20 protein-coding genes are annotated in these 24,862 nt (G+C 58.2%); 10 read left to right on the forward strand and 10 right to left on the reverse strand.

What is annotated here, in order from left to right:
- Nucleotides 1-366: 366 nt before the first annotated feature.
- From ACFFSY_RS16020 to ACFFSY_RS16030, 3 genes are all read left to right on the forward strand, one after another.
- Nucleotides 367-801, forward strand: coding sequence for an Rrf2 family transcriptional regulator (locus tag ACFFSY_RS16020; RefSeq protein ID WP_377495732.1), 435 nt, complete (start codon nt 367-369; stop codon nt 799-801).
- A gap of 364 nt (nt 802-1,165) precedes the next feature.
- Nucleotides 1,166-1,714: a restriction endonuclease gene (locus tag ACFFSY_RS16025; RefSeq protein WP_377495734.1), complete on the forward strand. Its 549-nt coding sequence runs from the start codon at nt 1,166-1,168 to the stop codon at nt 1,712-1,714.
- 145 nt (nt 1,715-1,859) lie between these two features.
- A complete protein-coding gene (locus ACFFSY_RS16030) occupies nt 1,860-2,093 on the forward strand; it encodes a hypothetical protein (protein WP_377495736.1) in 234 nt (77 codons plus the stop codon).
- Between the two features lie 133 nt (nt 2,094-2,226).
- On the opposite strand, the gene ACFFSY_RS16035 is transcribed toward ACFFSY_RS16030, so the two are convergent.
- Entirely contained in the window at nt 2,227-3,669 is a 1,443-nt protein-coding gene (locus ACFFSY_RS16035; RefSeq protein ID WP_377495739.1) for a SpoVR family protein, read from the reverse strand.
- Between the two features lie 317 nt (nt 3,670-3,986).
- On the reverse strand, nt 3,987-4,997 hold the full coding sequence (locus tag ACFFSY_RS16040; RefSeq protein ID WP_377495741.1) for a C40 family peptidase: 1,011 nt from the start codon (nt 4,995-4,997) through the stop codon (nt 3,987-3,989).
- Between the two features lie 282 nt (nt 4,998-5,279).
- On the opposite strand from ACFFSY_RS16040, the gene ACFFSY_RS16045 reads away from it, so the two are divergent.
- Nucleotides 5,280-6,065 carry an alpha/beta fold hydrolase gene (locus ACFFSY_RS16045; RefSeq protein ID WP_377495743.1) on the forward strand — a complete coding sequence of 262 codons (786 nt, stop codon included), beginning with the start codon at nt 5,280-5,282 and terminating at the stop codon, nt 6,063-6,065.
- A gap of 108 nt (nt 6,066-6,173) precedes the next feature.
- Nucleotides 6,174-7,472 carry an ATP-binding protein gene (locus ACFFSY_RS16050; protein WP_377495745.1) on the forward strand — a complete coding sequence of 433 codons (1,299 nt, stop codon included), beginning with the start codon at nt 6,174-6,176 and terminating at the stop codon, nt 7,470-7,472.
- Nucleotides 7,473-7,582: 110 nt separating this feature from the next.
- On the opposite strand, the gene ACFFSY_RS16055 is transcribed toward ACFFSY_RS16050, so the two are convergent.
- Both ACFFSY_RS16055 and ACFFSY_RS16060 read right to left on the reverse strand, forming a co-directional pair.
- Entirely contained in the window at nt 7,583-10,780 is a 3,198-nt protein-coding gene (locus ACFFSY_RS16055; RefSeq protein ID WP_377495747.1) for an MMPL family transporter, read from the reverse strand.
- 180 nt (nt 10,781-10,960) lie between these two features.
- Nucleotides 10,961-11,398: a MarR family winged helix-turn-helix transcriptional regulator gene (locus tag ACFFSY_RS16060; protein WP_377495749.1), complete on the reverse strand. Its 438-nt coding sequence runs from the start codon at nt 11,396-11,398 to the stop codon at nt 10,961-10,963.
- A 281-nt stretch (nt 11,399-11,679) separates the two neighbouring features.
- Between ACFFSY_RS16060 and ACFFSY_RS16065 the strand changes: the two genes are divergently transcribed.
- From ACFFSY_RS16065 to ACFFSY_RS16075, 3 genes are all read left to right on the forward strand, one after another.
- Nucleotides 11,680-13,737, forward strand: coding sequence for a methyl-accepting chemotaxis protein (locus ACFFSY_RS16065; RefSeq protein WP_377495752.1), 2,058 nt, complete (start codon nt 11,680-11,682; stop codon nt 13,735-13,737).
- A 138-nt stretch (nt 13,738-13,875) separates the two neighbouring features.
- Nucleotides 13,876-14,376, forward strand: a complete 501-nt coding sequence (locus ACFFSY_RS16070) for a DinB family protein (RefSeq protein WP_377495754.1) — start codon at nt 13,876-13,878, stop codon at nt 14,374-14,376.
- A 503-nt stretch (nt 14,377-14,879) separates the two neighbouring features.
- Nucleotides 14,880-15,707 (forward strand): YhfM domain-containing protein, encoded by an 828-nt coding sequence (locus ACFFSY_RS16075; protein WP_377495756.1) that lies wholly within the window; start codon nt 14,880-14,882, stop codon nt 15,705-15,707.
- A 137-nt stretch (nt 15,708-15,844) separates the two neighbouring features.
- Here ACFFSY_RS16075 and ACFFSY_RS16080 read toward each other — a convergent pair whose 3' ends face one another.
- From ACFFSY_RS16080 to ACFFSY_RS16095, 4 genes are all read right to left on the reverse strand, one after another.
- Nucleotides 15,845-17,053: an MFS transporter gene (locus ACFFSY_RS16080; RefSeq protein WP_377495759.1), complete on the reverse strand. Its 1,209-nt coding sequence runs from the start codon at nt 17,051-17,053 to the stop codon at nt 15,845-15,847.
- 258 nt (nt 17,054-17,311) lie between these two features.
- Nucleotides 17,312-18,157 (reverse strand): carbohydrate ABC transporter permease, encoded by an 846-nt coding sequence (locus tag ACFFSY_RS16085; protein WP_377495761.1) that lies wholly within the window; start codon nt 18,155-18,157, stop codon nt 17,312-17,314.
- A 17-nt stretch (nt 18,158-18,174) separates the two neighbouring features.
- Nucleotides 18,175-19,077 carry a carbohydrate ABC transporter permease gene (locus ACFFSY_RS16090; RefSeq protein ID WP_377495763.1) on the reverse strand — a complete coding sequence of 301 codons (903 nt, stop codon included), beginning with the start codon at nt 19,075-19,077 and terminating at the stop codon, nt 18,175-18,177.
- Between the two features lie 81 nt (nt 19,078-19,158).
- Complete coding sequence (locus tag ACFFSY_RS16095) at nt 19,159-20,538, reverse strand: ABC transporter substrate-binding protein (RefSeq protein ID WP_377495766.1); 1,380 nt, start codon at nt 20,536-20,538, stop codon at nt 19,159-19,161.
- A gap of 415 nt (nt 20,539-20,953) precedes the next feature.
- Between ACFFSY_RS16095 and ACFFSY_RS16100 the strand changes: the two genes are divergently transcribed.
- Together ACFFSY_RS16100 and ACFFSY_RS16105 are read left to right on the forward strand one after the other, a co-directional pair.
- Nucleotides 20,954-21,508 (forward strand): RNA polymerase sigma factor, encoded by a 555-nt coding sequence (locus ACFFSY_RS16100; protein WP_377495768.1) that lies wholly within the window; start codon nt 20,954-20,956, stop codon nt 21,506-21,508.
- A gap of 2 nt (nt 21,509-21,510) precedes the next feature.
- Nucleotides 21,511-22,485, forward strand: a complete 975-nt coding sequence (locus ACFFSY_RS16105; RefSeq protein ID WP_377495770.1) for a DUF4871 domain-containing protein — start codon at nt 21,511-21,513, stop codon at nt 22,483-22,485.
- Between the two features lie 179 nt (nt 22,486-22,664).
- On the opposite strand, the gene ACFFSY_RS16110 is transcribed toward ACFFSY_RS16105, so the two are convergent.
- Nucleotides 22,665-23,309, reverse strand: coding sequence for a peroxiredoxin-like family protein (locus ACFFSY_RS16110; RefSeq protein ID WP_377495772.1), 645 nt, complete (start codon nt 23,307-23,309; stop codon nt 22,665-22,667).
- Nucleotides 23,310-23,562: 253 nt separating this feature from the next.
- Nucleotides 23,563-24,861, reverse strand: coding sequence for an extracellular solute-binding protein (locus ACFFSY_RS16115; RefSeq protein WP_377495774.1), 1,299 nt, complete (start codon nt 24,859-24,861; stop codon nt 23,563-23,565).
- Between the last annotated feature and the right edge of the window lies 1 nt (nt 24,862).

Genomic DNA, 24,862 nt, shown 5'->3' on the forward strand with positions numbered 1-24,862 from the left:
TCCGACGCCGAGAGACGATAGCGGCGGCTAAGTTCGGGCAGGCTGCAAGAGAGTTTAGAAGGGGAATATGCGGATGGATGCCGGGACTGCCTAAAGGTTCTTAGGCGGCACGGAGAGAGAATCGGCCGATTCTAATGGAGAGAATCGGCCTCTTCGTGCTGTTCGGGGGCAGGCGTTTGCACGTTGGCGAGCCGCGAGTCAGATGTGCATTTGGCCGCTGGATATGCTCCGTGCTTAACGAGGAACAACCCCCGGGGGTCACTAGGAGCCAACGCCGGTTCGCGCGGCTATTGACTTGCCCAAGGCTGGCTAACTATAATGATGGCACATCGAATTTGGCAGCTAGGCAGAAGGGGGAGGGGCAGCATGTCGATTAACAGCCGATTCGCCGTGGCCGTGCACATTCTGACGCTTCTCGATTATGCTCCGGACCAGCGGATGAGTTCCGAGATGATCGCGGGGAGCGTGAATACGAACCCTGTCGTCATCCGCCGCATTATGGGCCAGCTGAACCGAGCGGGGCTGATCGCGACAAGTCCTGGCGTGGCGGGCGCTTCGCTCACCCGGAAGGCGTCGGCGATCACGCTGCTCGACGTCTATGCGGCGGTGCAGCAGGAGAACCGGGACGATCTGTTCGCGATTCACGATAATCCCAATCCCGCCTGCCAAGTCGGCCGCAACATTCAAGGCGCGCTGGAGATTTCGTTCAAGCAAGCGCAGACGGCGATGGAGCAGGAGCTTGCGCGCATGACGATTGCGGATTTGACGGCGCAGATGGGAGAAGACGAGACGAACGCCTGACCTGTTCCCGAAGAGGGAATAGGGCGGGCGTTTTTGTGTTTTTATACTTGCAGGAGTTTAGAGTTCTTTCAACCTTTGGAGGGATTATTAGGTTGAATCGAAGATCTAACTGGAGTATTTTCTTTCGAGCAAGAAGGAAAGGAGTTCCTATTTAACCAAGATACTTCTGAAAATCAAGTGTATCTATATCAAGTTGCTGCTTTGAGCTTCCATAAAGCATTAATTGGAATATCAGAGTTAAAGGCGCTGTCAGAGTTCAGCAACTTCTGGGAAATCCTAGCTTGCTGAAGCGGGTAGGCACGATAGCGGACGGATTGAAATGCGTGAAGGTTGGTAAGGCTGGATATAAAAGGAGTGATGCAAGGTGAAGGTGCTGCTCAGCTTAGCCATAGTCGCTATTTGTTACTTGCTTTACCTGCACTACAAACAAAAACGCCTGTTAGAGAAATACCGTTCGAATGCGCTTGATGCGTTTTCCTCTCATCAAGATATGAAGGAGACCCTTCGTATTGGTTTATATAATCGTTTCAAGCGGGATTTGGAGCAGGAGAAAGACGAAGATCCGCTGTTGTTTGAGCATTTTGTAGCTGATATCATGACAACCATTCGAGGCGGCAGCACTTACGTTACAAAGAGTTCAGGAGATTTTGGCGTCGATATTGAAGAGCGGACAGAAAAAGGATTATATATCGGGCAAGTGAAATGCTATAACGATATAAATCTTGTTGGATATGCTCCGATCGCGATCATCCACTCCCAGATGATGAAGCAAGGAGCTGTTGGAGGTTATGTGGTGACGACAAGCGATTTTACGACAAATGCACGTATCTATGCGAGGGGATTAAAGATCGAACTGATTAATGGTAGACAAATTGGTGGAGCTTTGGCTGAAGCATCTGGAGACCAAACGTGAAGGCGTTGCTGCGCTAAATCCAGTACCGCAAATGTAATAACGCAGCACTTATTCACTGATGAAGCGAAGGACGAATATATGCTATAATCCAGCTATAGGCGTCATGTTTGATGGCATAACGATTTCATCAAAGGAGGTTGTGAGGATGAATTTTAGTCTAAAAGCTCCTGATGGCTCCGTCATTGATTCATACGAGAAAGATCATAAAGAATTTATTCGTATTGCTGGCTTAGAATATGAAGTCTATACTCCGGTAGACGAGCTTGATGCTGACCCGGAAATTCGCCATATGATTAAAGCTTCCGAGAATGACATTAAGCAAGGCAAGCTGCATTCGACGGATGATTTGATTGAGATGGTGAAGCGTGGTGAGCTTTAGTTGATTGAATTAATGAAACGAATGATTGAGCAATTTTGATTTTCAGCCGATTCCAAAGCGAATCGGTTTTTGTGTATTTGCGCGTATATAAACAAGCCCGCCAGCCATCACGGCCAGCGGGCGTTTGCGCATTTTAAATAAACTTCCGGCTCGTCTTCTTCCCGTCGCAGCTGAACACGATCCGTTTATCCTCGACGACCGTCTCCAGATGGACCGATTTGCCCCACAGCTGGACGACGTACGGAAGGGTGCGCTCGACGTACTTGAGATCGAGCTCGACGCCCTCGTACTGGTGGGTCAGATACATCTCGCCGACCCGGTTGTGGTCGCCGTCGGTGACGACGAGGTTCGGGAAACCGCCGTTCACCTTGGAGATGACGAGCTGCTCGCGGATGTTCTCCCAGCTCTTGTCGGTGATTTTCCACTCGGAACCCTTCTTCTCGAATACGTAGAGATCCAGGTCGTCGACGAGCTCCTTGGTGAGGTAGTTGCGCAGGAACGAGATGTCCCCGTCCAGCTCGCGCACCTCGAAAATTTTCTCCCGGCCTTTGCCCGGCTTCCGGCCGAACCGCTCGCGCTCCTCTTGCGTCGGGTTATCCCAGCGCCGCTCGATGTCCTCGAAAATTTTGAGCCCCAAATAGTACGGATTCAAGCTATGTCGGGATGGCTGCACGACCGACGCATTCAGCGCGCTGAATTCGATCGTCTCGGCGCTGGTCAGGTCGAGCTCGCGGATAATGCGCTGATGCCAGTAGGAGGCCCAGCCTTCGTTCATGATTTTGGTCTCGATTTGCGGCCAGAAGTAGAGCATCTCGTCGCGCAGCATCGACATGATGTCCCGCTGCCAGTCTTCCAGCACGGATGAATATTCCTCGATGAACCAGACGAGGTCTTTCTCTGGCTTCGGCGGGAAACGTTTCGGCTCGCTGGCCTCGCGCTGCTGCGCTTCCTGCTTCTCCTGAGCGTCCAGCTCCCATAGATCCTCGTAGCCATAGGTCGCCGGCTGGCTGGACGAGCGGCCCTGCTCTTTGGTCAGAAGCTCGATATAGCGCGTTTTGTCCAGCTGGTAAGGCAATCTCAGCGTCGGATCCACATGCTCCTGGATGGCCAAGACGGCATCGATGAACGACTCCACTCGATCGGTGCCGTACTGCATTTCATAACGGCTGACTCGCTCGGCCGTGGCGGACATGCTCTCGACCATGTTGCGGTTGGTTGCGCTGAAGCGGGCGTTGTTCTTGAAGAAGTCGCAGTGGGCAAGCACATGCGCGACGATCAGTTTGTTCTGGATGAGGGAGTTGCCGTCCAACAGGAAGGCGTAGCATGGGTTGGAGTTGATGACGAGCTCGTAGATTTTGCTGAGGCCGAAATCGTACTGCATCTTCATTTTGTTGAAAGTCTTGCCGAACGACCAGTGACTGAAACGGGTCGGCATGCCATAAGCGCCGAACGTGTAGATAATATCCGCCGGGCAAATCTCGTAGCGCATGGGGTAAAAGTCGAGATTGAACCCTTTGGCAACTTCCGTTATCTCGTCAATGGCTCGCTCGAGCGCCTTGATTTCGTCCTGATGCACGATGCGGTTCCCCCTTCGGCAGGCGTAAAGCCCGAATTATCCTCTTCCTTCATCTTATGGGCGGAGGGGGGCTGATATGTCGATTGGGGCGGGACATGGTTGATGTCAGGTATGCAGCCGGTTTGGACCAGGGCGGGGTATGCGGGTAGATGGAGGGCGACGGTAGGCACGAAGCGCGGAATACATACGTTGAAGGCGTTTGGCGCAAGCTAGGTGTACAATGGGCAGACTGCGTCCAATGAAAAAACTCCGCACCGGCGTCGAGTCGCCAAATGCGGAGTTGGGAAGCAAACATGCGAGCAGCGCCGTGCGGCGAACTAGTACAAGCGGCGCGCGCCAAGGAAACGCGGCGTCCAGTACGAGTTGTTCTCCAGCTTCTGAATGTAGATGCCCTTGGAACTGAGCGCCGAGATGAACTCGCCGTTGCCCAGGTAGAAGCCGACGTGGTCGACGGTGCCATTGCCGGCGATGCTGAAGTAGACAAGGTCGCCCGGACGCATCGCTGTTTTGGATACGGACGTCCCTTGCGTGTACAGGCTGCTGGACGAATAGCGCGGCATTGTCACGCCGAATTTGTTGAACATGAAGTAGACGAAGCCCGAGCAATCGAAGCCGGCCGTCGTCGCGCCGCCCCACAGATATGGGACGCCGATGTACGACTTGCTGTCCGCCAGCAGCGCTTGCTTGAGCACCGCGTGCTCAATAGCCGTTTGGGTCATCGTGCCGGCCATGCCGTCTGCCGACAGACCGTAATCGAGTTGGAACGCGATGACGGCGTCGCGCGTGACCGTGCCGAAGTAATTCGTAATCGTCGGGTATGTGAAATAGCCCAGCTGCTTCAGGTTCGTCTGCAGCTTCACGACCGCATCGCCGGTCGAGCCGACTTTGAGCAGCGTGGATGCCGTCGACGTCGTGCTTGTCGTTGCCGACGTCGTGCCTGTCGTTGCCGTCCCCGAAGTCGAAGTCGAAGTAGTGCCAGCTGTCGTCGTTGTGCCCGTCGTGCCCGTAGTCGTACTACCAGTCGTGGCCGCGGTGCCCGTCGTCGAACCAGTCGTCGTGGTGCCTGTCGTAGTCGTGCCTGACGTTGTCGTACCTGTCGTTGCAGTCGTGCCTGTCGTTGCAGTCGTGCCTGTCAACGGCGTCGCGGTACCTGTTGTGGCAGTCGTACCTGTCGTCGAAGTTGGGCTTGTCGTAGTCGTCGTTGCCGTGCTCGTTACGGCTGCCTGTGTTCCCGCCGGATCCGTCGTCGCGGCAAAGGTTTCGGTCACCATGCCGGTAGTGGAGATAAGGATGGATGCTGTAAGAATGGCTGCGGCTTTTTTCTTCATAATGGATATCCCCCTGTCGTCATTGTGATGTCATTTGTCGTGGTTCGGATCGCAGGTGGCCCGCGAATTCCTCGTAAGCATATCAGTCTCGCCTATCCTCTATCATCCCTCAATAGCTGGAAAACGCGCCTCGAGCGGCCGTAAGCCCGAAGGATCCTTGGCCTGTCGCGGCCCTTGCGCCCGAGAGGGAATGAATGGCGCTGCCCGATTGCCGGAATAACGTCCCGGTTCGGAGCGAATACTTCGAAAACGCTGCAATGCTATTGGAAGGAGGCGAACGGCATGGGCATGGTCCGCTCCAGCCGCTTCGAGAGAAGGCTTCGCCGCTCGCTGTTCCTCGTCTGTCTGCTGACGATTGCGTTGGTAACGGCTTATCGGATCGCCGTCTTCGAACCGAGCGACAAAGCGATCGTGGCGCTGATGAGCGACAGCCAGGTGCGCGTCTCCTCGTCGTCCGATTGGTGGCTGCTTGAGCCCGCGCATGGCGCGCGAAAATCCCCGGGTGTCATTGTCTACCCCGGACTGCTAGCGGATGCGGCAGGATATTCGCCTTGGGCGCGGATGCTGGCCGAACGCGGTTATCCCGTCTATCTCGTCAAAATGCCTCTTAACTTCTCGCCGCTTGCGCCAGGTCGAGCCTCGCGAATTATGAACGAACATCCAGGTGAACGCTTCGTCATCGGCGGTCATTCGTTAGGCGGCGCGGTAGCGGCGCAATATGCTGCTCGGCATCGCGACGACATTCAGGGCTTGTTCCTGATCGCCTCCTTCGTCGACCGTGAAGCGGGGAAGGATATCCGCGGACTTCCCGTGCTGCAGGTCGCGGCGACGAAGGACGGAATCGTCACGCTGAACATTTCGGACCGTGAGCGCGAGCAGCTTCCGGGATCGACCGAATACGTGAATATTCGGGGAGGCAATCACCAGCAATTCGCCTCTTATGCGGAGGAGTGGGCTGATTATCCGCCTGCCATATCGGAAGCCGAGCAAATCTCGCTGACGGCAAGCGCGCTAGGGAATTGGCTCTCGCAATTACGTCCTACTATTTCTTTCGACAATATGAGATGATTTCGTAAGTAAAATGTAAAAAGATCGCAAAAAAACAGGAATTCCATCGTTTTTCCCTGTATAATGGAAGAAAGAAAAGCGAGGACCAGTCGAGGGAGCATTCGTGGCATGGGCGAACAGTTTTGGATAACCTTATTGGCCCGCGAATTTCACGGGCTGCTTTATATTTTTGGCGCGTGCCTCCTGTCGCTGGTCATGACGTTGAAGCTGTATGGCGTTCCGCGGCGAAGGCTTACGTATGTGGCGATTTTGACGCTGCTGTCATGCTTGTATTTCGCGACCGAGACGGTCGATCCGCTCGTATATGCCGTGCAATTGACACCGATTTCGATCGCGCTTGCGATTATATTCGAAGGATTCGTGCCGGCGTTAGCCGCGTGGGCGGCCTTCGCGCTGTGCGGCACGCTCGTCGTCGGTAACGGCTGGCTCCCGACGATCGCCGGCACATCCGTGATGGTGCTGCTCGGGATCTACCTGAATCGGCGCGGTTCGGATTCGGGATGTATCCCATACGCGCGATATTTGAAGCGGTATATGTTGCTTGTGGCTGCGCACGCCGCGATCTATCTGGCCGTTGCCTATGGGACGGGGAGCGGTCCGCCCAATGGCGTTGCCCTCTTCTGGACGCTTGCGGGCACGCTTGTATCCGCACTGATCGTCAGCGCCGTGTACCATCGGGTGAAGCATCAGGAGCATCTGCATATGGAGCTGATCGACGCGGAGAAATACCAGGTGATCGGCCAGATGGCCGCCTCGATCTCGCACGAGATTCGCAATCCGCTCACCACGGCGAAGGGCTTCCTGCAGCTGATGGGCAAGGAGGGCATTAACGAGGAGACTCGCGAGCGGTATCGCGAATATGCCACCGAGGGCATCAATCACGCGAATGCGATTATTTCGGATTATTTGAATTACGCCAAGCCGACTCGCGAGTCGGAGCAGCCGTTCGATGTCCGGGCCGAGCTGGACGGCTTGATGCCATGGGTCACGCCGATGTCGACGATGGCGGACGTGGAGATTCGCATCCAGCATCTGAAGGACGGTCCGCTCCTCATGCTGGGGGAGCCGAAGAAGTTCCAACAGTGCATGTTGAACATTCTCAAGAACGCGATCGAATCGATGCCAAGCGGCGGGACGATGACGGTCATGACGTGGACGGAAGGCGGCAAGCTGTGCATTCAAGTGTCCGATACCGGGGTTGGCATGAGCGAGGAGCAGCTGAGGCAGATCGGCAAGCCGTTCTTCACGACGAAGGAAGCGGGAACGGGGCTCGGCATGCTCGTCGTCGTGCAGCTGATCCAGCTCATGTCCGGTACGATCCGCTACAGGAGTAAGCCCGGTCAAGGCACCATCTGCGACATCCGCTTCAAACGGTATGAGCACGCAAGGCTGAATCGGACGTCGTAGGCCGGTTCGTATAAGCAGGTTGTATAACGCAGAAAGCACCGCGCGGCTCTCGAAGACGAGAGCCGGCGGTGCTTTTTTTGGCGCAGCGGCGTGAGAATCATGCCGTTTCATTACCCGTGATGATGGTCGCTCTTCCCGGAGATGGCGACCGTTGGCTGGCCGACATAATCGTCTTCGTCGGCCTTGCGGTTCATGAACGGCCACCAATTGGCCTCGCCGAACACCCGGACCATGACCGGGATGAACAGCGGCAGCATGACGAGCGCGTACATGAACAGGCCGCAAAGGACGATCGTCGCGATTTGGAGCAGCGACATGACGCCGGACGGCAGCATGGCTGCGAACGTGCCGCCCAGGATGAGCGCGGCCGACATAATGACCGTGCCCATGTTCTCCATCGAGCGGAGAATGGCTTCCTTCGGCGACAGATGGCGGTACTCCTTGAACCGGTCCATCAGGAAGATGCTGTAGTCGATGCCAAGCGCCATCAGCATGACGAAGCCGAAGAACGGCACCGCCCAGCTGATACCCGACAAGCCCATGATGCGGACGAAAATGACTTCCGCGATCGCCATCGACGTGTAGAACGTGATCAGCAGCGACAGAATCAGGTAGATCGGCATGACGATCGAGCGGAACAGTACGATCAGAATAATGCCGATGCCGATCAGCATGAGCACGACAGTGCGCGAGTAGTCCGCGGCGGAAATATTGCGCAGGTCGTTGTTAATGCTCGACACGCCGCCGACGGCGTATTCGGCACCTTGGAACGCCGAGCCTTTCAACGCGCGGGTGACGGCCGCTTCCAGATCCGATACTTTCTCGAGCGTCTTGATCTCGTACGGATTGCCGTCGAATACGACGTCGAACTTGACTGTCTGACGGTCCTGCGAGAGGTAGACGTCGAGCGCGGCTTGGAATTCTTCGCCGTCGATCGCTTCCTGCGGGATGTACCAGCCGGCAAGCTGCTTATCCGGCGCGGAAGCAAGACCGCTCAAGTAGTCGCCCGCGGAGCCGAGTCCGTCGGACACTTGCGACAAGCCATTGACGCTTTGGTTCAACCCGTCGGTCAATTGGCCCAGCTGGCCGCTAATTTGGGCGAAGCCGTCCTGAAGCTCCTTCTGACCCGCCGCAAGCTGGTCGAATCCGCCGGTTAGGGATGGCAGCTTCGCGACGATCTGTCCTTGGCCGTCCGCCGCCTTGGCGACGCCGGCTTGCAGCTGCCCAATGCCTGCGGCCAGCTTGCCGAGTCCCTGCGTCAGCTGGGATTGGCCGGCATAGGCTTGCGAGAAACCGGCGTTGGCTTGATTCAAGCCGCTCACGATGGTGGCGAGCTGGCCGTTCAACTGCGTCATGCCGCCGCTCAGCTTCTCGGCGCCGTCCGCTAGCGCCGTCACGGAGCCTTGAGCGCGCAGGAAGTCGGGATCTGCGGCAAGGTCCGGGTACTTGGCAGCAAGGCCCGATAAGCTTTGGTTCAGGCCGGCGAGCCCGGCCGCGATCGACGCCTGCTGCTTGGCGAGCGCGCCGTACGCATCCGACACTTGGCCAAGACCGGCGCCCATCTTCTTATAATTGGCGAGCAGCTGCTCGCTAGCCTTGGTCAGCTGGGCCGCGCTCGACTTGGCTTGCGCGAGGCCGGCCTTTAGCTCGGCGGCGCCGGCAGCGCCGCTGTCAAGTCCTTGCTGGAGCTGCTTCAGGCCGCCGCCCAGCTGCTCGACGCCTTGCTTGAGCGCGTTCGTGCCGGCGATCAGATCGCCGACGCCATCTACAGCCTCGTTCAGCTTCGGCGCATTCGCCGCAAGCGAGCTGCTCGCTTCGGCGAGGCCATCCGTAATCTGGCCAATGCCTTCTTCGCTTTTGCCAATGCCGTCACCCAGCTGCGTGACCTGATCGGTGACTTGCATCTCGTTCAGCGCTTCGCCGGTTGGACGGGTCGCGCTGCGGACCGTCTTCACGCCGTCGACCTTCGCGAGCTCCCGGCTGATCTGTTCGATCGCCGCCAAGCCCTCCGAGGTGTCGAGCGGCCGATCTGTCTTCACGACGACGGTCGACGGCAGGGAATCCCCGGGGCCGAAGCTGTCCGCAATGACGTTGAAGCCTTTGACGGAGTCGTACTTCTCGCCGATCTCGTCGAGCGAGTTAAAGGACGTCGATCCTTGGTAAGCGATAAGGAACGGAATCGTCAGCACGGCCAGAATGGCCAGCGACCAGAGCGGACGCTTCAGCGAGAACCGTCCGACCGCGCCCCATAAGCGGCTCGGCTTGTGGCCTGCCGCCGCCTTGGACGGCCAGAAGATCGCGTTGCCGAGCACCGCCATGAAGAACGGCACGATCGTGACGAGCGCGATCAGCATAACGGCGACGCCGACCGCGACGGCGACAGCCGAGCGGTACAGGACGAACGTCGAGAAGCCGATGGACGCGAAGCCGACGAGCACCGCAAGCCCGGAGAAGATGACCGTGCGTCCGGCTGTGCGATAGGTCGTAACGATCGCTTCGGTCCGGTCGTTCGTGTGCGCGAGTTCCTCCTTATAGCGGCTGATCAGCAGAATGCAGTAGTCGGTGCCGATGCCGAAGAGCACGGCGACCATGAAAATCTGCGTGAAGTTGGACAGCGGGAAATCTGCGTACTTCACGAGGAACGAGACGACCGACTGCGAGACGAGGTAGCTGAAGCCGACCGTCAGCAGCGGGATGAACGGCGCGACGACGGAACGGAAGACGAGGAACAGAATCGCGATGATGAACACCGCCGTGATCAGCTCCGTCTTCTTCAGCCCTTCCTGCGAGCTTTGGACGACATCCTCGGAGATGAGCCAGTTGCCGGTGTAATAATGCTCCACCTTGACGTCCTTGACCGCATCGTAGATCGCCTCGCCGGCTTCGACCGGCGTGCGGCCATCCAACTGTACGTTCAGCAGCACAAGCACCGTTTTGCCGTCTTTGGCGACCATTTGGTCGGCTAGCTCGGGGGTGTCGATGTGGGAGGTGACGCCGCCGATGCCGTATTGCGCCTTCTCCTTATCGAGGCGCTCCACAGTCGCCTTGATCTCGGCGTTATCGGCGTCCGTTAATCCCTTATCGTTATGGAACACGAGCACGGTGGAAGCACCGCTGCTCTGGCCGCTTTGCTCTTCCATCGCTTCGATGAGCTTGCCGGCGTTGGACGACGAGTAGCCGTCCGGGACGTTGACCTGACCTTTCTCGCGTACGAGCTCCGCCATATTGGGAGCGGTCGCCATCAGCCCGGCGGCGACGGCGATCCAAAGGACGATCATGACCCAACGGAGTTTCAATATCGTTCTCATCCGTGAATCTCTCTCCTATCATCTATAATTGCGTGTTCAAAAAGTCGACAAGGCAGCACCGGGAGGGCGGTGTGCAGGCGAAGAGGGAGGAGCGGCGTTTAGGTAAGGCTAAATGACCACCGGACTTCAAGCCTGAACGCAAATTCCGATGCAGCGTCGCTTCTTGATCTGCTTCGTGATCTAGCCGTTCAGCACGCGAGCCAGCTTCTCGAACGTGCCGATGAACGCCAGCGCTTCCTCGGCTTCGAATTGGTTCAAGTATGGCGCGAGCGCGAGCTGAATCCGCTCTTCCATATCGGTCGTCACCCGGATGCCTTCCTCGGTAAGGCTCAAATTGGTCACGCGCCGGTCTTTCTTATGCGGCACGCGCTCGATCAGCTCCTTATCGAAGAGGCGATTGACGATCGCGGTGATGGAGCTTTTGCCGACGCAAAAAATTTCGGAGAGCTCCGACGACGTGCACGGGCCATTATCCCGGAGATAGCGCAGCGTCGCGTATTGCTCGATCGTCAGGCCGTCCGGCATGTGATCCTTCAACACCGCGTCGAGCTTGCGGTTGACGGAGAAGAACACGTCTTGATAGCGGACGATCAGGTCTTTCAACATTTGCGGTTCCAACAGATGGATACCTCCTCTCTTTCTTCTAAATCGGTTTCATTCTCGTAATATTCGATAGTGAAATAGTTCTATAATAGAACTATATAAAATTGGACGATCTGTCGTCAATCGGGAGACGACCTCGCAATTGTGAAGATTCGGTGTCGGAATCGGCCAATCACATTGCATAAATAATTCTAGATTAAGAGGAAGATATTCGATGGTTGGCCTTCGGGGCGCCCGGTATAGTGGAGGTAGGGATCGGTACGAACTGTCACTACTTCTTCAAGGGAGGTCCTGCCATGCGCAGCGTAGTCAGAGAGAAGCATGTCCATCGTCAGCCGGTATGGAGACGGGTATTTCAGTCCATCGGGTTCAAAATCGCGCTCATTATGGTGGCGTCCATCGTCGCGTTCGTCGCGGTGTCCGGCATGATTTCATACGGGATCGCCAAACGGGCGTTGGAGAAGAAAGTGGTCGCCGCCTATGGCCAGACCGCGCAGCAGACTTCCCAGAAGCTTGATTTTCTGTACAAAACGTATGACGGGCTCCTGCTCAAAATGATGGTCGACGAGAAGCTCGCCGATTCGGTGACCGGGCTTGCGGACTTCGCCGCCGATTCGCCGGAATACGCAGCGCTTGCAAGCGACATCGATCTGCTGCTGCAGGACTACATGTATGCGGATCAAAGCATAACGTCCATCGAGCTGCTTCAGATGGATGGCACGCTGTTCCCGACCAAATCGGGGCTGCTGAAAAACCGGAGCTACGGCGAGGACGCCTGGTTCCAAGCCATTCTTAAGGGAGACGGCAAGTCGGTGTGGCTGGGCGCCAACCTGCCGGACAACCGGAATACGAACCCGACGTTCTCGGTCGGGCGCGTCATCCGCGGCGCAGGGCAAACGGGCGGCTATTGCGTCATTCTGATCGATGTCGATCTCTCCGCCATGGGCGAGCAGATCGGCGGCGTCGAGATGGGCGGCGGCACCGTGCAGGTGATTAGTCCGGATAACCAAGTCGTGTACGACAAGAAAGTCGGCGCAAGCGGCGGGCCGTCCCAGCTGGCGATGCCGGCTGCGCTGAAGGACAAGACGGAGGGCAGCTATGCGGATGACGCAGGCGAGCAGCAGATTGTCTTCGCCCAGTCGGCCATCAACAACTGGCGGATCGTCGGCTACATTCCGTTCGCGGACCTGTATAAAGAGACGGAAGACATGTTCGGCGCCATTGCGATCGTGCTGGTATCCGCATGCGCGGCTTCGATCATCATCGCGTACTTCACGGCGAGATACATCGGGCGACCGCTTGTGCGGATGCGGGACTTGATGCGCCAAGGCGCGGAGGGAGACCTAAGCGTGCGCACGCATGCCAAGGCCGCGGACGAGATCGGACAGCTCGGCGCGAGCTTCGACCAGATGATGGGGAATATCGGCGCGCTGGTCGAGCAGACGCGCGCGTCGGCGCAGGAAGTGCTGACGACGGCGCATTCGCTCGCGGCGGCATCGTCGGCGACCGAGCTGGCTGCCAAGGACGTGGCGGCGGCAACCGCGGACATCGCCAAAGGCGGGGAAGAGCTGGCGCTTGGCGCGGAGCGCGGCAAGGAACTGACGGACGAAGCGATGCGCCAGACAGACCATATGATGGCGGCGAGCGGGCAGATGTCCGCGGCGGCGGACGACGTCGTTACGGCCAGCGAACGGGGCACGGCATCGATGCGCAAGTTGCGCGAGAAGACGGCCCATTCCGAGGAAGTGATCCATGCGGTCACGGAGAAGGCGCAATCGCTGAACGCGGCCGCCGCTTCGATCGGCAAGGTGCTCGGGCTGTTGAACGATATTATGAAGAAGACCAATATTCTCTCGCTGAACGCCGCGATCGAAGCTTCGCGCGCCGGTTCGGCGGGCAAGGGTTTCATGGTCGTGGCGGACGAGGTACGTCAGCTGGCGGACCGCTCGCGGCTGTCGATCGAGGAGATTCGCGGCTTGACCGGTACGATCGAGCGCGGCGTCGCCGAGACGGCGGCGATGCTCGCGGCCGCGCAGCCGGTGTTCCGCGAGCAGCTGCACGCGGTGTACGAGGCGGATGAGTTGTTTCGTCAGACCAGCGGCAGCATGGAAGCGTTCCGGAACCAGCTTCACCGCGTGAACACCTCGTCCGAGGTGCTGGAACAGATTCAATATTCGCTTGTCGAGGCGATGATGAATGTGAGCGCGATCTCGGAGCAGTCGCTGGCCTCTTCCGAGGAAGTCGCGTCCCAGAGCGCCGAGCAGTTGGGCATCAGCGCCGATTTGGTCGCCTTGTCGGAGCGGCTGCAGAAGCTCTCGAACGAATTGAAGGACTCGCTGAACCGGTTCGCATGATAGCCGGGGAGGGGAGTCCTCTCTTTTTTGGGGGAGGAGATCGCCGGAGAGTAAAATGGCAATTCGCGAGAAATCGACAGGCCCCGATCGTGGTAGGATGAGGGTAGGGATGATAGTGACGAAAGGGGCGATTCGATTTTGAGCGAATATCGGTTGATCGAAGAGTACCGGCGGCAGCTGGGGCGCTATACGCTGGAGCAGCTGAGGCAAGTTCCGGAGGCGGGCGTATGGTCGCTTGGCCAAATGTACGATCATCTCATCGCGGTCGCGCACGAGTATCTGGATCATGTCGAGGCTTGTTCGGCAGCAGAGGCGCAGCAGCCGCTTGGCAAGACGACCGCGGGCGAGGAAGCGTTCCGAACCGGCGGATTCCCGCCCGTCAAGATTCCGCTGCCCGATTCCATGAACCGCGCGGACAACCCGGACAGCATCGCAAGCCTCGATGAACGGCTTCGTCAGGTCATAAGCAGAATGCGGGAGCTGGAAGGGAGGGCGTTGGGGGCCAACATCCACGGCAAGGTGGAGCATGGCGGCTTCGGCTGGCTGAACGCGCAAGAGTGGCATGCACTGATCGGCATGCACTTCCGCCATCATCTGAGGCAGAAGCTGGAACTGGAAGAGCGGCTGGGGCTGCAGTGAGCTGTGCCTGGAGCGCGGGCAATGCTGTCAGGCTAAGGGAAAACGTCCGGTGAAGCGACCCATGGCCTATAGTTGACAGGCGTATGACTTCGGACTGACTTCTAAACCCACTGAAGCTTTGTCCGCGAGGACAAAAGCGTGCCCAGCTCAAGCCGACCCGCCGACCGCGAACAATTGAGGTTGCATGAAGAAGGGAGTCCAGAGGTGAACGTTTTCCGAACGGAAAACGACTTCGGAAGCAGACGCTCAGTCCTATGGTTCCCCTCGGCGGAGGGGGAGGGAGCAACAGAAGTGGGGTCAAAGGGGCGAGGCCCCTTCTTAACCTGATGGCATGAGTCGCGCAATCTTGAGCGTGCAAATCGCTCTCCTTCCGTCCGGCCGCGAGGCGATCAATCCGGAGGCAGAGTCGGAAGCCGAAAAGGGGAATTTTTCGCGTTGGCGCAACATTTCGGCGTCTCTCGCAGTCGTAAGTAGTAACTATTTACAGACTGGAGTTGACGCGGATGAAACGATCGCGCGCGCTGGGCATGGTATTCTTGCTCATCTGGCTGATCGGCTGTCAGTCGTCGGGGAACGCGGGTCTGCCGGGACTCGAACAGGTAGACGCTGATCATATCGTATCGATCTCCGTTGCGGAGGAGAATGGGCCGACTCGGCGGATCGACGATCCCAAGGCGATTCAGTCGTTCATCAGCGCAATTAGCGAGGCCGAACACGACATGGGCGAGTTGGACATCAGGGCACCAGACTACAGAGCGACGGTGCGAATGGACGACGATGCGCTTCACGTCTTCTCGTTCTGGATCAAGGGCGAAGAGCCGGGACTTGCGACGAAAGAGGCGCAAGACGGCCATTACAAGCTGACGGATGCGGCCAAGGCGACGCTGCTGATCCTGTTCCAAGACGCGGTTCCGGTTGAACGGGAGAAGGATGGGGAAGCAGCTCGTCCGCAGCCGCACGGGCTAAACGTGGTTATCGGCGATCAAATCTTCGCGGCGCAGCTCGGCGGCTACTGCTGGGCGGATAACGGCATGGGCGTATGCGCGGACGTTCCGTCCAACGAGGAATTGGCGGAGAAGCAGAAGTTCCCCGCGCTCGGAACGAGCGGCGAGCGCGTCCGGCTGGCATTCGAGTCGGAGCCGGACGAAGTGACCGTCACGGCTTCGTTCCCTGACGAGGAGCGACCGGATGAGAGCGTGGAATATGGCGGATCGAATTTCCGTCTGGCGGCGGGCGAAGGCAAGCATCTGTATATCGTGCAAGCCAAGTGGCCGCAAGGAAGCGTGAGCTATGTATTCAGAGTAGAGGTCGCGGCGGCTGCAGCGCGGTGATCCGCGGATTCCCGCGAGATGGATTCTTCCGCGCGCTTTCCGCACGGCTGCGACTTTACCGAATCATTGCAGCGACGCGAAGAGGACCGTCCCAGGCCAGCATGGCCTGAGGCGGTCCTCTTTTGCGCGATCTTGCGTCAGGCCTCGACCCCGGCACTTCCATTGCCGGCATGCGTATCGCCTTGGCGCAGCGCGCGGAGCTGGAACACCGGCATCGCCAGCAGGCAGACGAGCGTTACGGCGATGAGCGTGATGAAGAGGGCGCCGCGAAGCTCGGTCAGCGAGAAGGTGAGCGTCAGCAGCAGGCAGCGCGTGACAATGAGCAGCGTCTCGCGCCAGACGAGGAAGGAAGCGCGCTCCGCGGCGCTGAGCGGCTGAATGCAGCGAAACTGCTGCGATGTCCAGACGGTGTTGAAATAGAACATGCCGATCGCGGTCAGCAGATTGGAGGCGATCATCGTTTCCTTATACGGAAACATGACGACGATGAAGCCCGCCGCGAGCAGCACCGCCCCGATCCAGAGCCAGCGGGATTCGTTGATCCGGATGCGGCGGTACAGCCAGAGGCCAAGCAGGGACACCAGCGTGTACGTCACATTCAGCAGCGCGATCCACAGCTTGTTCTGCGTGACGGAGAACGTGAAGAGCAGCGTGAACAGGTTCTGGAATTGGAGGAACACCCCGCCGGCGAGCAGAGAGAGCAGCATCCAGCGAGCGCCCGGGAAACCGAACGCGGCGCGGAACCGGAAGCGGCCCATCTCTGCCTGCTCCTTCGGATCGGACAGCTTCGGCATGGCGATTGACGGCATCCGCAGGGAGAAGACGAGCATGACCCCGAGGGCGATTAGCATAAGGACGAACGAGCCGCCGTAGCCGCTCCAGTCGATGACCTTGGCGGAGAGAATCGGCACCGCCACCGACAGCGCTTGGCCGATGATGCTCACGGCCGCGAAATAACGCGAGAACTCGCTCGCTTTGCCCTGCAGCGACATGCCGAGATTCTGGGCCGCCGATGTGAAGCCGAACATGGCGCCGACGGGGAGGCCGAGCAGAGCGATCCAGAGCAGGCGATTGTCGAGCGTGACGGTCATCAAATACGCGAAGGCGATGCCTCCGAGCCCCGCGGCGCAGCTGTAGAGCAGCCGGATCGAGAAGCGGGTCAGCAGCTTGGCGGCGGTCCAGAAGGCCGCGCCCCAGCCGATGAACATAACCATGTTGTAGAAGGAAACGTCGGCGATCCGCTGGCCGTCCTCCCACAGATATAGATTGACGTAGATGCCGATATAGATGGCGATGACGGAACTGATCGAGTTCATGACGAGCAGCTTGCGTATGTCGGTAGACACGAGGCACAACTTCCTTTGCTTCGAATTCGCCAATGTTGCAAATCATGGCAGATTTAACGTGCAGCAGACCCAGGCGTGCATACAACCGCCCCGGAGGGGGGGAATCCCTCCGATTGCTCCAATACAAACCAATCAGCTTCTCCGAATGAAACGCCTCACGCCGTTAGAGAACAGCGCGGCCGTCTCGCCTTGCGCTTACAAAAAGACCTTAGCCGGGCTCTCGCCCAAGCTAAGGTTAGATTGCGCCAAGCAGGCGGCTTACTTGACCGCGCCTGCCGTAATGCCGCTGGCGATCTGGCGCTGGAAGATGATGTAGAGGATGAGCACCGGCACGATCGTGAACATGAGCGCCGCGAACAGCGGGCCCCATTCCGTGCGGTACTGCATCTCGGCTTGCATGACGCCGATCTCGATCGGCAGCGTATATTGCTCGGGGTCGGATACGAGCACGGTACCTACGATATACTCGTTCCAAATGTTCAGCACGTTGATGATGCCCACCGCGATCAAGCCCGGCTGCGAGAGCGGAAGCATGACGCGGAAGAACGTGCCGTAATAGCCTGCGCCGTCGATGTTCGCGGCTTCCTCGAGCTCTTTGGGCAGTCCCTTGAAGAAGCCGACGAGGACGAAAATGCCGAAGGCAAGGACGCTGGACGTATACACGAGGATAAGGCCGATCTTCGTGTTCGTCAGATGCATCGAGTTGAGCAGGAAGAACAGCGGGATGAGCGCCAGAATGAACGGTACCATCATCGACGAGATGTACAAGCCGTAAATGATGCCGCTGCCTTTGAACTTGAAGCGGGCGAGTACGTAAGCTGTCATCGCGGCGAGCAGCAGGCCGAGCAGCGTGGCGCCGCCCGTGACGAGCAGCGAGTTCACGAAGTACTTGTCGAAGTTGTATTTCTCCCATACGTAGGAGTAGTTCTCCCACAGCAGCGGGAAGTTCGGCAGCGCCCACGGCTTGTTGAAGAAGAATTGCTGATTGTCCTTCAGCGAGTCCAGCAGCGTCCAGACAAGCGGATAAATAACGGACACGCTCCATAGGAGCAGAATGCCGAGAAAGATGATTTTGACGATCGGGTTTTTGATCCCCAGATTCATGTAGGTGTCCTCCTAAATTAGCCGAGCTCGACGGTTTCCTGGCGCATCAGACGCTGCAGGATCACGGTCGTCAAGAGCGACAGCACGAGAATGAGCACGCCGATCGCGGATGCGAAGCCGAAGTGGTACTGACGGAACGCCATTTGGTACAAATACGTGCCCATCACCTGCGTGGAGTTGTCCGGGCCGCCTTCGGTCATGATCCAGACGATGACGAACGAGCCGTTCAGCGTCGTCATCATGATGTTGAGGATGGATACCTTCATTTGCTCCCAAATGAGCGGCAGCGTAATGGTCCAGAATTGACGCCATTGGCCCGAGCCTTCGAGGCTTGCCGCCTCGTAGTACGACTCCGGAATATTTTGAATGGCGGCGATCAAGAGCAGCATGTAGAAGCCGATGCCGGCCCAGATGGCCGGCGGCAGCAGCATCCAGATCGTATGATCCGCGAAGCCGAGCCACGTGATCGTCACCTGATCTTTCGTGAATAGGGACAAGAAGGAGTTCAGGAACCCGATTTGCGGGTTGTAGATAAAGTTCCACAGGACGCCGATGACGACGACCGAGATGACGTTCGGAATGAAGAAGATCGAGCGGAAGAAGCCCGCAAGCTTGAAATTGAAGCGCGTCAGCGCGACCGCGAAGAACGTCGCCAGCGCCATGATGCCGATGATTTTGCCGAGCACGAGGAAGTAGTCGTTGCCGATCGCGCGCCAGATGATCGGATCCTTGAACATCGCGACGTAGTTGTCGAAGCCGATAAAGTCTTTCGTTTGGGACATGCCGGACCATTCGAAGAACGAGAAGTACAGCGCCTTGATCGTCGGGTAAATCGTGAACACACTGAAGAACAGGAGCGTAGGCACGATGAAGGAGGCGATAAACAGCGTCCGTTGCAGCTTGGCAGATCCTGAGTTCATGACGTTCACCTTCCTTTCATGTCAATTCGGAGGATGGCCGGTCGCCCGCGCCATCCTCCGCTTTTGCCTAAGATAAACTGGTTATTTCGCTGCTTTCTTGACCGCGTCCGTTACGCGTTTCACCCAGTCGGCTGGCTCGATCGTGCCGGCTGCGAGCGCTGCGGAAGCGTCTTGCATCGCTTTGTCGACGTCGGCGTTGTACGTGATCGTCGGGATAACGACCGTGTTCGCGTCCGTCAGGTATTTCGCCGCGTCTTTGACGTGGGATGGCGCATTGGAAGCGCTGATGTCGCCTTTGATGTTCGAAGGCGCGCCGGACAGCTCCGCCCATTGGGACGCTTGCGCTTTGGAGAAGATGAACTGCAGGAACGCTTTGGCCGCATCTTTGTTTTTCGCGTTCTTCGCGATCGCGACCGTTGCCGTCGACGTGTTCGCTACGATTTTGCCGCCGTTGTCTTGACCGACGGACGGGATGAAGCCGAATTGGAAGCCTTGCGGCACGTCTTTGGACATTTCGTTCGGCAGCCACAGGCCGTTCGCGATGAACGCGTCCTTATGCTGCAGGAAGAGCATTTGGGAATCGGTGTGGTTGATTTGGACCGAACCTTTGTCGATGAAGCCTTTGTCGCGCAGCTCGACGATTTTGTTCAGCGCCGTCATGACGGCCGGGCTTTCGTACGCTTCGACCTTGTTCGCCGCCATGTCTTGCAGCACCGTGTAGTCGTTGTTGTTCGCGGAGACGATCGCCGGGAACAGGAACGCGCCGTTGATGTAGTACGGATATTTGCCGGTATGGATGAATGGCGTGATGCCCGCTGCTTTGATTTTCTCGCTGACGTCGAGGAACGATTGGTAATCGGTCGGCTCCGTCCAGCCCTTCTCGGCGAAGAGCGCTTTATCCCAGAAAATGCCCCACGAGTTGAGCACGAGCGGGATGTTGTAAATTTTGCTGTCGTACTGCTGCGGCGCTTGCGCCAGAATGTCGAGGATTTTGTCGCCATCGACGTTCGTCGCCGTTTGGATCCAGTCGGTCAGGTCTTCGAGCTGGCCGTCTTCCACGAGCTGGCGGTCGTTGAGCTCCGGTCCGTCGATGTACACGAAGTCCGGCGGCGTGCCCGCGATCCAGCGCGGTTTGTTCTGTTCGTTGATTTTCGGTCCGCCGAGCGCCTTGACGTTCAGCTCCGGATTCGCCGCTTGGAAGTCGGCGATGACTTTCTTCCACCAGGCGTCGCCGTAACCGCCAACGAAGTATTGGATCTCGAAGTCGCCCGTCAGCTTCGTGCCGGCGTCTGCCGTCTCGCCACCCGTGTTCGCGGCATTGTTCTTCCCTGCATTCGTTTGCGTTTCGGCGTTGTTCGCCGGTTGGTTGTTCGTCGTTTCGTTGTTCGATCCGCATGCTGCGAGCGGCAGTACCAGCATCGTCGCGGCGATCCCCATTGCGAGTTTGTTTTTAAGCACCATTGATGCAAACCCTCCTCGGCCTTCTCTTGTGTTCGCGCCGGCTTCTCTTGTGTTCCGGCGCCTAAGAACATCATAGTGGACGGGGCAAAATCGCTGAATCGAATATCTTCCGTGAAATCTTGAATAAATTCTTTAAAATCTTCTTGTCTATGTTGAACTTAAATTTGAACAAAGAATTGCTGCGCAAGAGGGATGATCTTACGATCGCTGTTGTTCTCGGATTGCTTGAATATAGGAGTCAAAGGTAGCAATCCGTTCACAAAGGCGAACGCTAGCGCTTCTTCAGATTCATCTCTCTTTCTCCGCAACTTTGTTCCACAAGAGTTCAACACCATTCAAGATTTCGCGGAGGTGGGGGAGAAAAAGGGAACCAAACCGGCGGTTCGCCGGTCTTATTGGATAGAGGTGAGCGCAAGTGGCGGATGGTTGGGAGTACTTGAAGCATCTGGATGCGGGCTATGACCGCGCGCCTGTGCTTCGCGACATGATGGACGCCTATGGGGATGACGTGTGGAATTTCGCCTTCTTCCTGACCAAGCGTCCCGAGGCTGCGGACGACGTGGCGCAGGACGTATTTCTGGCGGCCTACAATGGGCTGTATGCCTTCCGGGGCAGTTGCACAGTTAAGAGTTGGCTGCTGACGATCACGAGGAACAAAGCGCTGCATGTTGTGCAGAGCGCCTTCATCCGAAGAGTTACGCTGACGGACCGGCTCGTCCGCAGGGGCGCGGCGCCGTCGGCCGAAGCGGCCGCGCTCGAAGGGATGGAGAACCGCGCGCTCTGGGAGGCCGTCCTGCGGCTGCCGCGCAAATATCGGGAGGTGCTCATTCTGGATTATCATTATGGGCTGACGATGAGGGAGATGGCGGAATTGCTCCGCATCTCGGAGGGGACGGTCAAGTCGCGGTCGCACCGGGCGAAGAAGAGAATGAGCGAGCTGCTGTCGGCGGACGGCTGGGAGGAGGCGTAGTCATGCAGAACGATAAGCCGCAATGGGCGGAAGGGATGGAGAAGCCGCCACTTCCGAATGGTCGATTCACGGATGCGATGAAGCGTGAGGTGATGTCGCGGGCAGGCGGAGACGGCAAAAGGAATCGGACGCGGATCGTCCGGACGTGGGTCGCCGCCGGTCTGCTCGTGCCCGTGACTGCCGCGCTGCTGTTGGTCTTCGGGCCGTTCTGGAGCGGGGAAGGAGGCGCCGGCCAGCACGGCGGCACCGGCGCCCGGAACGAAGCTTACGTCGCCGGCGCGGGTGAAGCGTACGACGAGCAGGGCCGTCGGCTGTTCACGCTTCACCCGGATCCGAACGCGCGGGCAGGCGAAATGGCGGGGTACCTGTTCGCCTTCACGGCGCCGATGGAGACGTTCAGGGGGCGAACGCTGACGATCGAGGCGGAGCATGTCTCATCGGGCGCAGAAGAGATGCTGTCTTCGGAGCGAATCGCAAGGCCGAGCAGCGGCTACGAGGGGCTCGGGCGATATACGGTCCGTTTTGCCTTGCCGCTTGGCGGAGAATGGCGGCTTCGCGTGCTGCTGGACGATCAGCTATATGGCCAGGTCATTTTGCATATGCCCGATGCGTTATGGACGCCCAGCTCGATGTTCGCTTCAGGCGCCTATAGGATGCGCGGCGCGGATCAACGCGTCGGCATTCTCGACGTGCCGTTCACGGCCGGGCAGGCGCAGAAAGTGATGTGGCATTTCTGGGGGAGCCGCGACGAGCTGGACGGCCCGTTCGATGTCAAAGCTGTCAAGAAAGGCTCGGATAAGCTGATCACCGTCTACGAGACGAATCCGGCCCTCTCTTCCAATGCGCTAGCAGGGGCTATTAACGGGGCGGACCGTCACCTCGTGACGATGATCGAGCTGCCGGAAGCCGGCAAGTGGCGGCTGCTGCCGTACGTGAGAGGAAGGCTGCTGGACAGCATCGTCGTGGAGGCGAGCTAGGCGGAAAAGGCGAGCGCGAGGGTCGCGGATGGCCCTGAGCATGGCACGGATTAAAACGACATTATACAAAGGGCCACGCCTGAGAACTCCCTAGGGTAGAAACGAAGAAGACCACAGCACCGGCGTTCGCGGGCGATGAGGTCTTCTTCATGCAGGCGGGCGATCGGCCGGCCTTATCACTACAGAAGCTTCAAGTGATCGAGAATTTCCTGCGGCTCCATGCGATCCATAAAGTCCGGGTTGACGTAACTGCGGCGAACGACGCCTCCCCGATCGATAAGGAACGTTGCCGGAACGGGCAGCACCCAACGGTCGCATTGATTGAATAGAGCAAGATCCCGCCCAAGCGCGTGCAGGAAGGTGTCTCGAAGATAGGCAGGCAATTCGAATAAAAGATTGTAGCGGTTTGCGACATCGCCGTTAGGATCGCTCAGCACCGGGAAGGTCAGCTGTTCTTTCTCGATCTGGGTTAATGAGTTGTCCGGGCTTTGCGGGCTGATGGCGATCAACTGGCCGTCATTTCGTTGGATGTCGGGCAACAGTCGTTGAAAGGCTCGGAGCTGGACGCTGCAGAAGGGGCACCAGCTTCCGCGGTAGAAGACCAGGACCACTGGACCTTTGGCTAACTCGTCGTGCAGGGTGATCGGTTCGCCAAGCGGATTGGTCATGGAGAAATTCGGGGCGCGTTCTCCTTCCCGCAAACCGTAAACGATGCCGGACTCCTGCTGCTCCTTCACATGAAGAAGGATTTTGGTCTGGGCTTCCTCGGGCACTTTGGCATAAAAACCTGCCTTTGTGAGCGCTAATTGTTCTTTGATCGACAAAATGTTAGCTCCTTCCCATTGGATCAAGATCCCGAACGGTCGAACCTATGCCGTACAGAAGAAGAGTCCATGATGAGCATAAAAAGATACCGTTCGGTATCTTTTTATTGTAGCACATAGGAGGAATATGGCAAGACACCTTGATTATTTTAGGCTGGGTGCGAGGCGGAGAGGGGGCGAGAGAATGATTTCTCGTCGGGAACCAAAAGGTCCCGGAAGCTTGAAGCCTCCGGGACCTGCGCTTTACTATCAGTCACTCCCGATCCCCGCTCACGGCTAACGTGCGCGTCACCGCGAACTGCTGCAGTTGATCGAGCGCCGCTTGCGGCGACACATGGTTGTTCAGCACGGCGCTGCCAAGCTTGCGGGCTTTGTCCATGACGGCCTGCCAAGCCGGCTGCTGGATCGGATAGAACTTGGCGACGGCCAAGGCGTCTAGGCTGCTCTTCATGAGCGGATTGGATGCGGCGAGCTGGCTGCCGACATCCTTCAGCACGGGGACGAATCCTTCGCGGGCGACCATCTGTCCGTACGATTCGCTGTTGTACAGGAAGTCGATGAAGGTCGACAGCGCCTCCTTGTTCGTATGATCGGTCTTGAAGGAGACGAGCACGTCATGGACGCCGAAGGCGAGCGGCTGTTCTCCCGACTTGACCGGAAGCGGGCCGGATCCCCACTTCAAATTCGGGAATTCGCGGGGCACGACGGAGGCGAAATACGTGCCTGAGATCATCATGCCGAGCCGGCCGTCGCCGAGCACGCGCTGCTTCTCGTCCCGCGTCGTGACCGTCGGATCGGGATCGGTCAGCGCTTCGTCGTACAGCTGCTTCAGGAACGTAAGCCCTTCGACGTTCGCCTTGGAATTAATGGCCCATTCCCCGTCCTTCAGCCAGCCGCCGCCGGCGCCGAGGAAGAAGTAGGATAAGTATGCCTGTATTTCGTTGTCGGTCAGATCGACGCCGAAGCCGTTCGCCTTGCCCGTCGCCGTGATGGCGCGAGCCGCCTCGCGCAATTCGTCCCACGTCGCGGGCGGCTCAGACAGCCCCGCCTGCTCGAACAGCTCCTTGTTGTAATACAAGCTGCGCACGGACGCCACGTAGGGAAGCGCATACTGGATGCCGTTCAACTGATCCATCTGCATGAGTTCCGGATACAGCTTGTTTCTTAGCTCGTCCGATATAATCGTGTTCAGATCGTTGAGCAGCCCATCTGCGGCAAAGTGGGCGTACACGTTCGTATTCAGCAAATCCGGCGGCTGGTTGTTGCTGATCATCGTCGTGTAGATACCGTCCAGAATATCCCAATTGGCGACCTGCAGCTCGACGTCGATGTTCGGATTGTTCTGCTCGAACTCCCGGACCAGCGCTTCGAGCATCGGCTTCGTCTCGCTGCTGTATTCGGAGGCGACGAACCGGATGAGCGCCGGCTCCTCTTCGTTCTTCAGGGGCGTCGATGGCGGGGTGTCGCCGGAGCAGGCAGCGGTCGACATCGCTAGCGCCGCGCAGGCCGCGGCTAGCTTGGCGCCGCGCGCACCGGTAAAGCGGCCGTGCATG

It is taken from the genome of Paenibacillus aurantiacus (assembly GCF_042431225.1).
Taxonomy (GTDB): domain Bacteria; phylum Bacillota; class Bacilli; order Paenibacillales; family Paenibacillaceae; genus Paenibacillus_Z; species Paenibacillus_Z aurantiacus.

Coding starts and splice junctions, on each gene's coding strand:
- ACFFSY_RS16105 (WP_377495770.1), top strand. CDS start 21,511: ATGCAGAACGATAAGCCGCAATGGGCGGAAGGGATGGAGAAGCCGCCA.
- ACFFSY_RS16020 (WP_377495732.1), top strand. CDS start 367: ATGTCGATTAACAGCCGATTCGCCGTGGCCGTGCACATTCTGACGCTT.
- ACFFSY_RS16055 (WP_377495747.1), bottom strand. CDS start 10,780: ATGAGAACGATATTGAAACTCCGTTGGGTCATGATCGTCCTTTGGATC.
- ACFFSY_RS16030 (WP_377495736.1), top strand. CDS start 1,860: ATGAATTTTAGTCTAAAAGCTCCTGATGGCTCCGTCATTGATTCATAC.
- ACFFSY_RS16115 (WP_377495774.1), bottom strand. CDS start 24,861: ATGCACGGCCGCTTTACCGGTGCGCGCGGCGCCAAGCTAGCCGCGGCC.
- ACFFSY_RS16045 (WP_377495743.1), top strand. CDS start 5,280: ATGGGCATGGTCCGCTCCAGCCGCTTCGAGAGAAGGCTTCGCCGCTCG.
- ACFFSY_RS16085 (WP_377495761.1), bottom strand. CDS start 18,157: ATGAATCTGGGGATCAAAAACCCGATCGTCAAAATCATCTTTCTCGGC.
- ACFFSY_RS16040 (WP_377495741.1), bottom strand. CDS start 4,997: ATGAAGAAAAAAGCCGCAGCCATTCTTACAGCATCCATCCTTATCTCC.
- ACFFSY_RS16065 (WP_377495752.1), top strand. CDS start 11,680: ATGCGCAGCGTAGTCAGAGAGAAGCATGTCCATCGTCAGCCGGTATGG.
- ACFFSY_RS16075 (WP_377495756.1), top strand. CDS start 14,880: ATGAAACGATCGCGCGCGCTGGGCATGGTATTCTTGCTCATCTGGCTG.
- ACFFSY_RS16095 (WP_377495766.1), bottom strand. CDS start 20,538: ATGGTGCTTAAAAACAAACTCGCAATGGGGATCGCCGCGACGATGCTG.
- ACFFSY_RS16050 (WP_377495745.1), top strand. CDS start 6,174: ATGGGCGAACAGTTTTGGATAACCTTATTGGCCCGCGAATTTCACGGG.
- ACFFSY_RS16090 (WP_377495763.1), bottom strand. CDS start 19,077: ATGAACTCAGGATCTGCCAAGCTGCAACGGACGCTGTTTATCGCCTCC.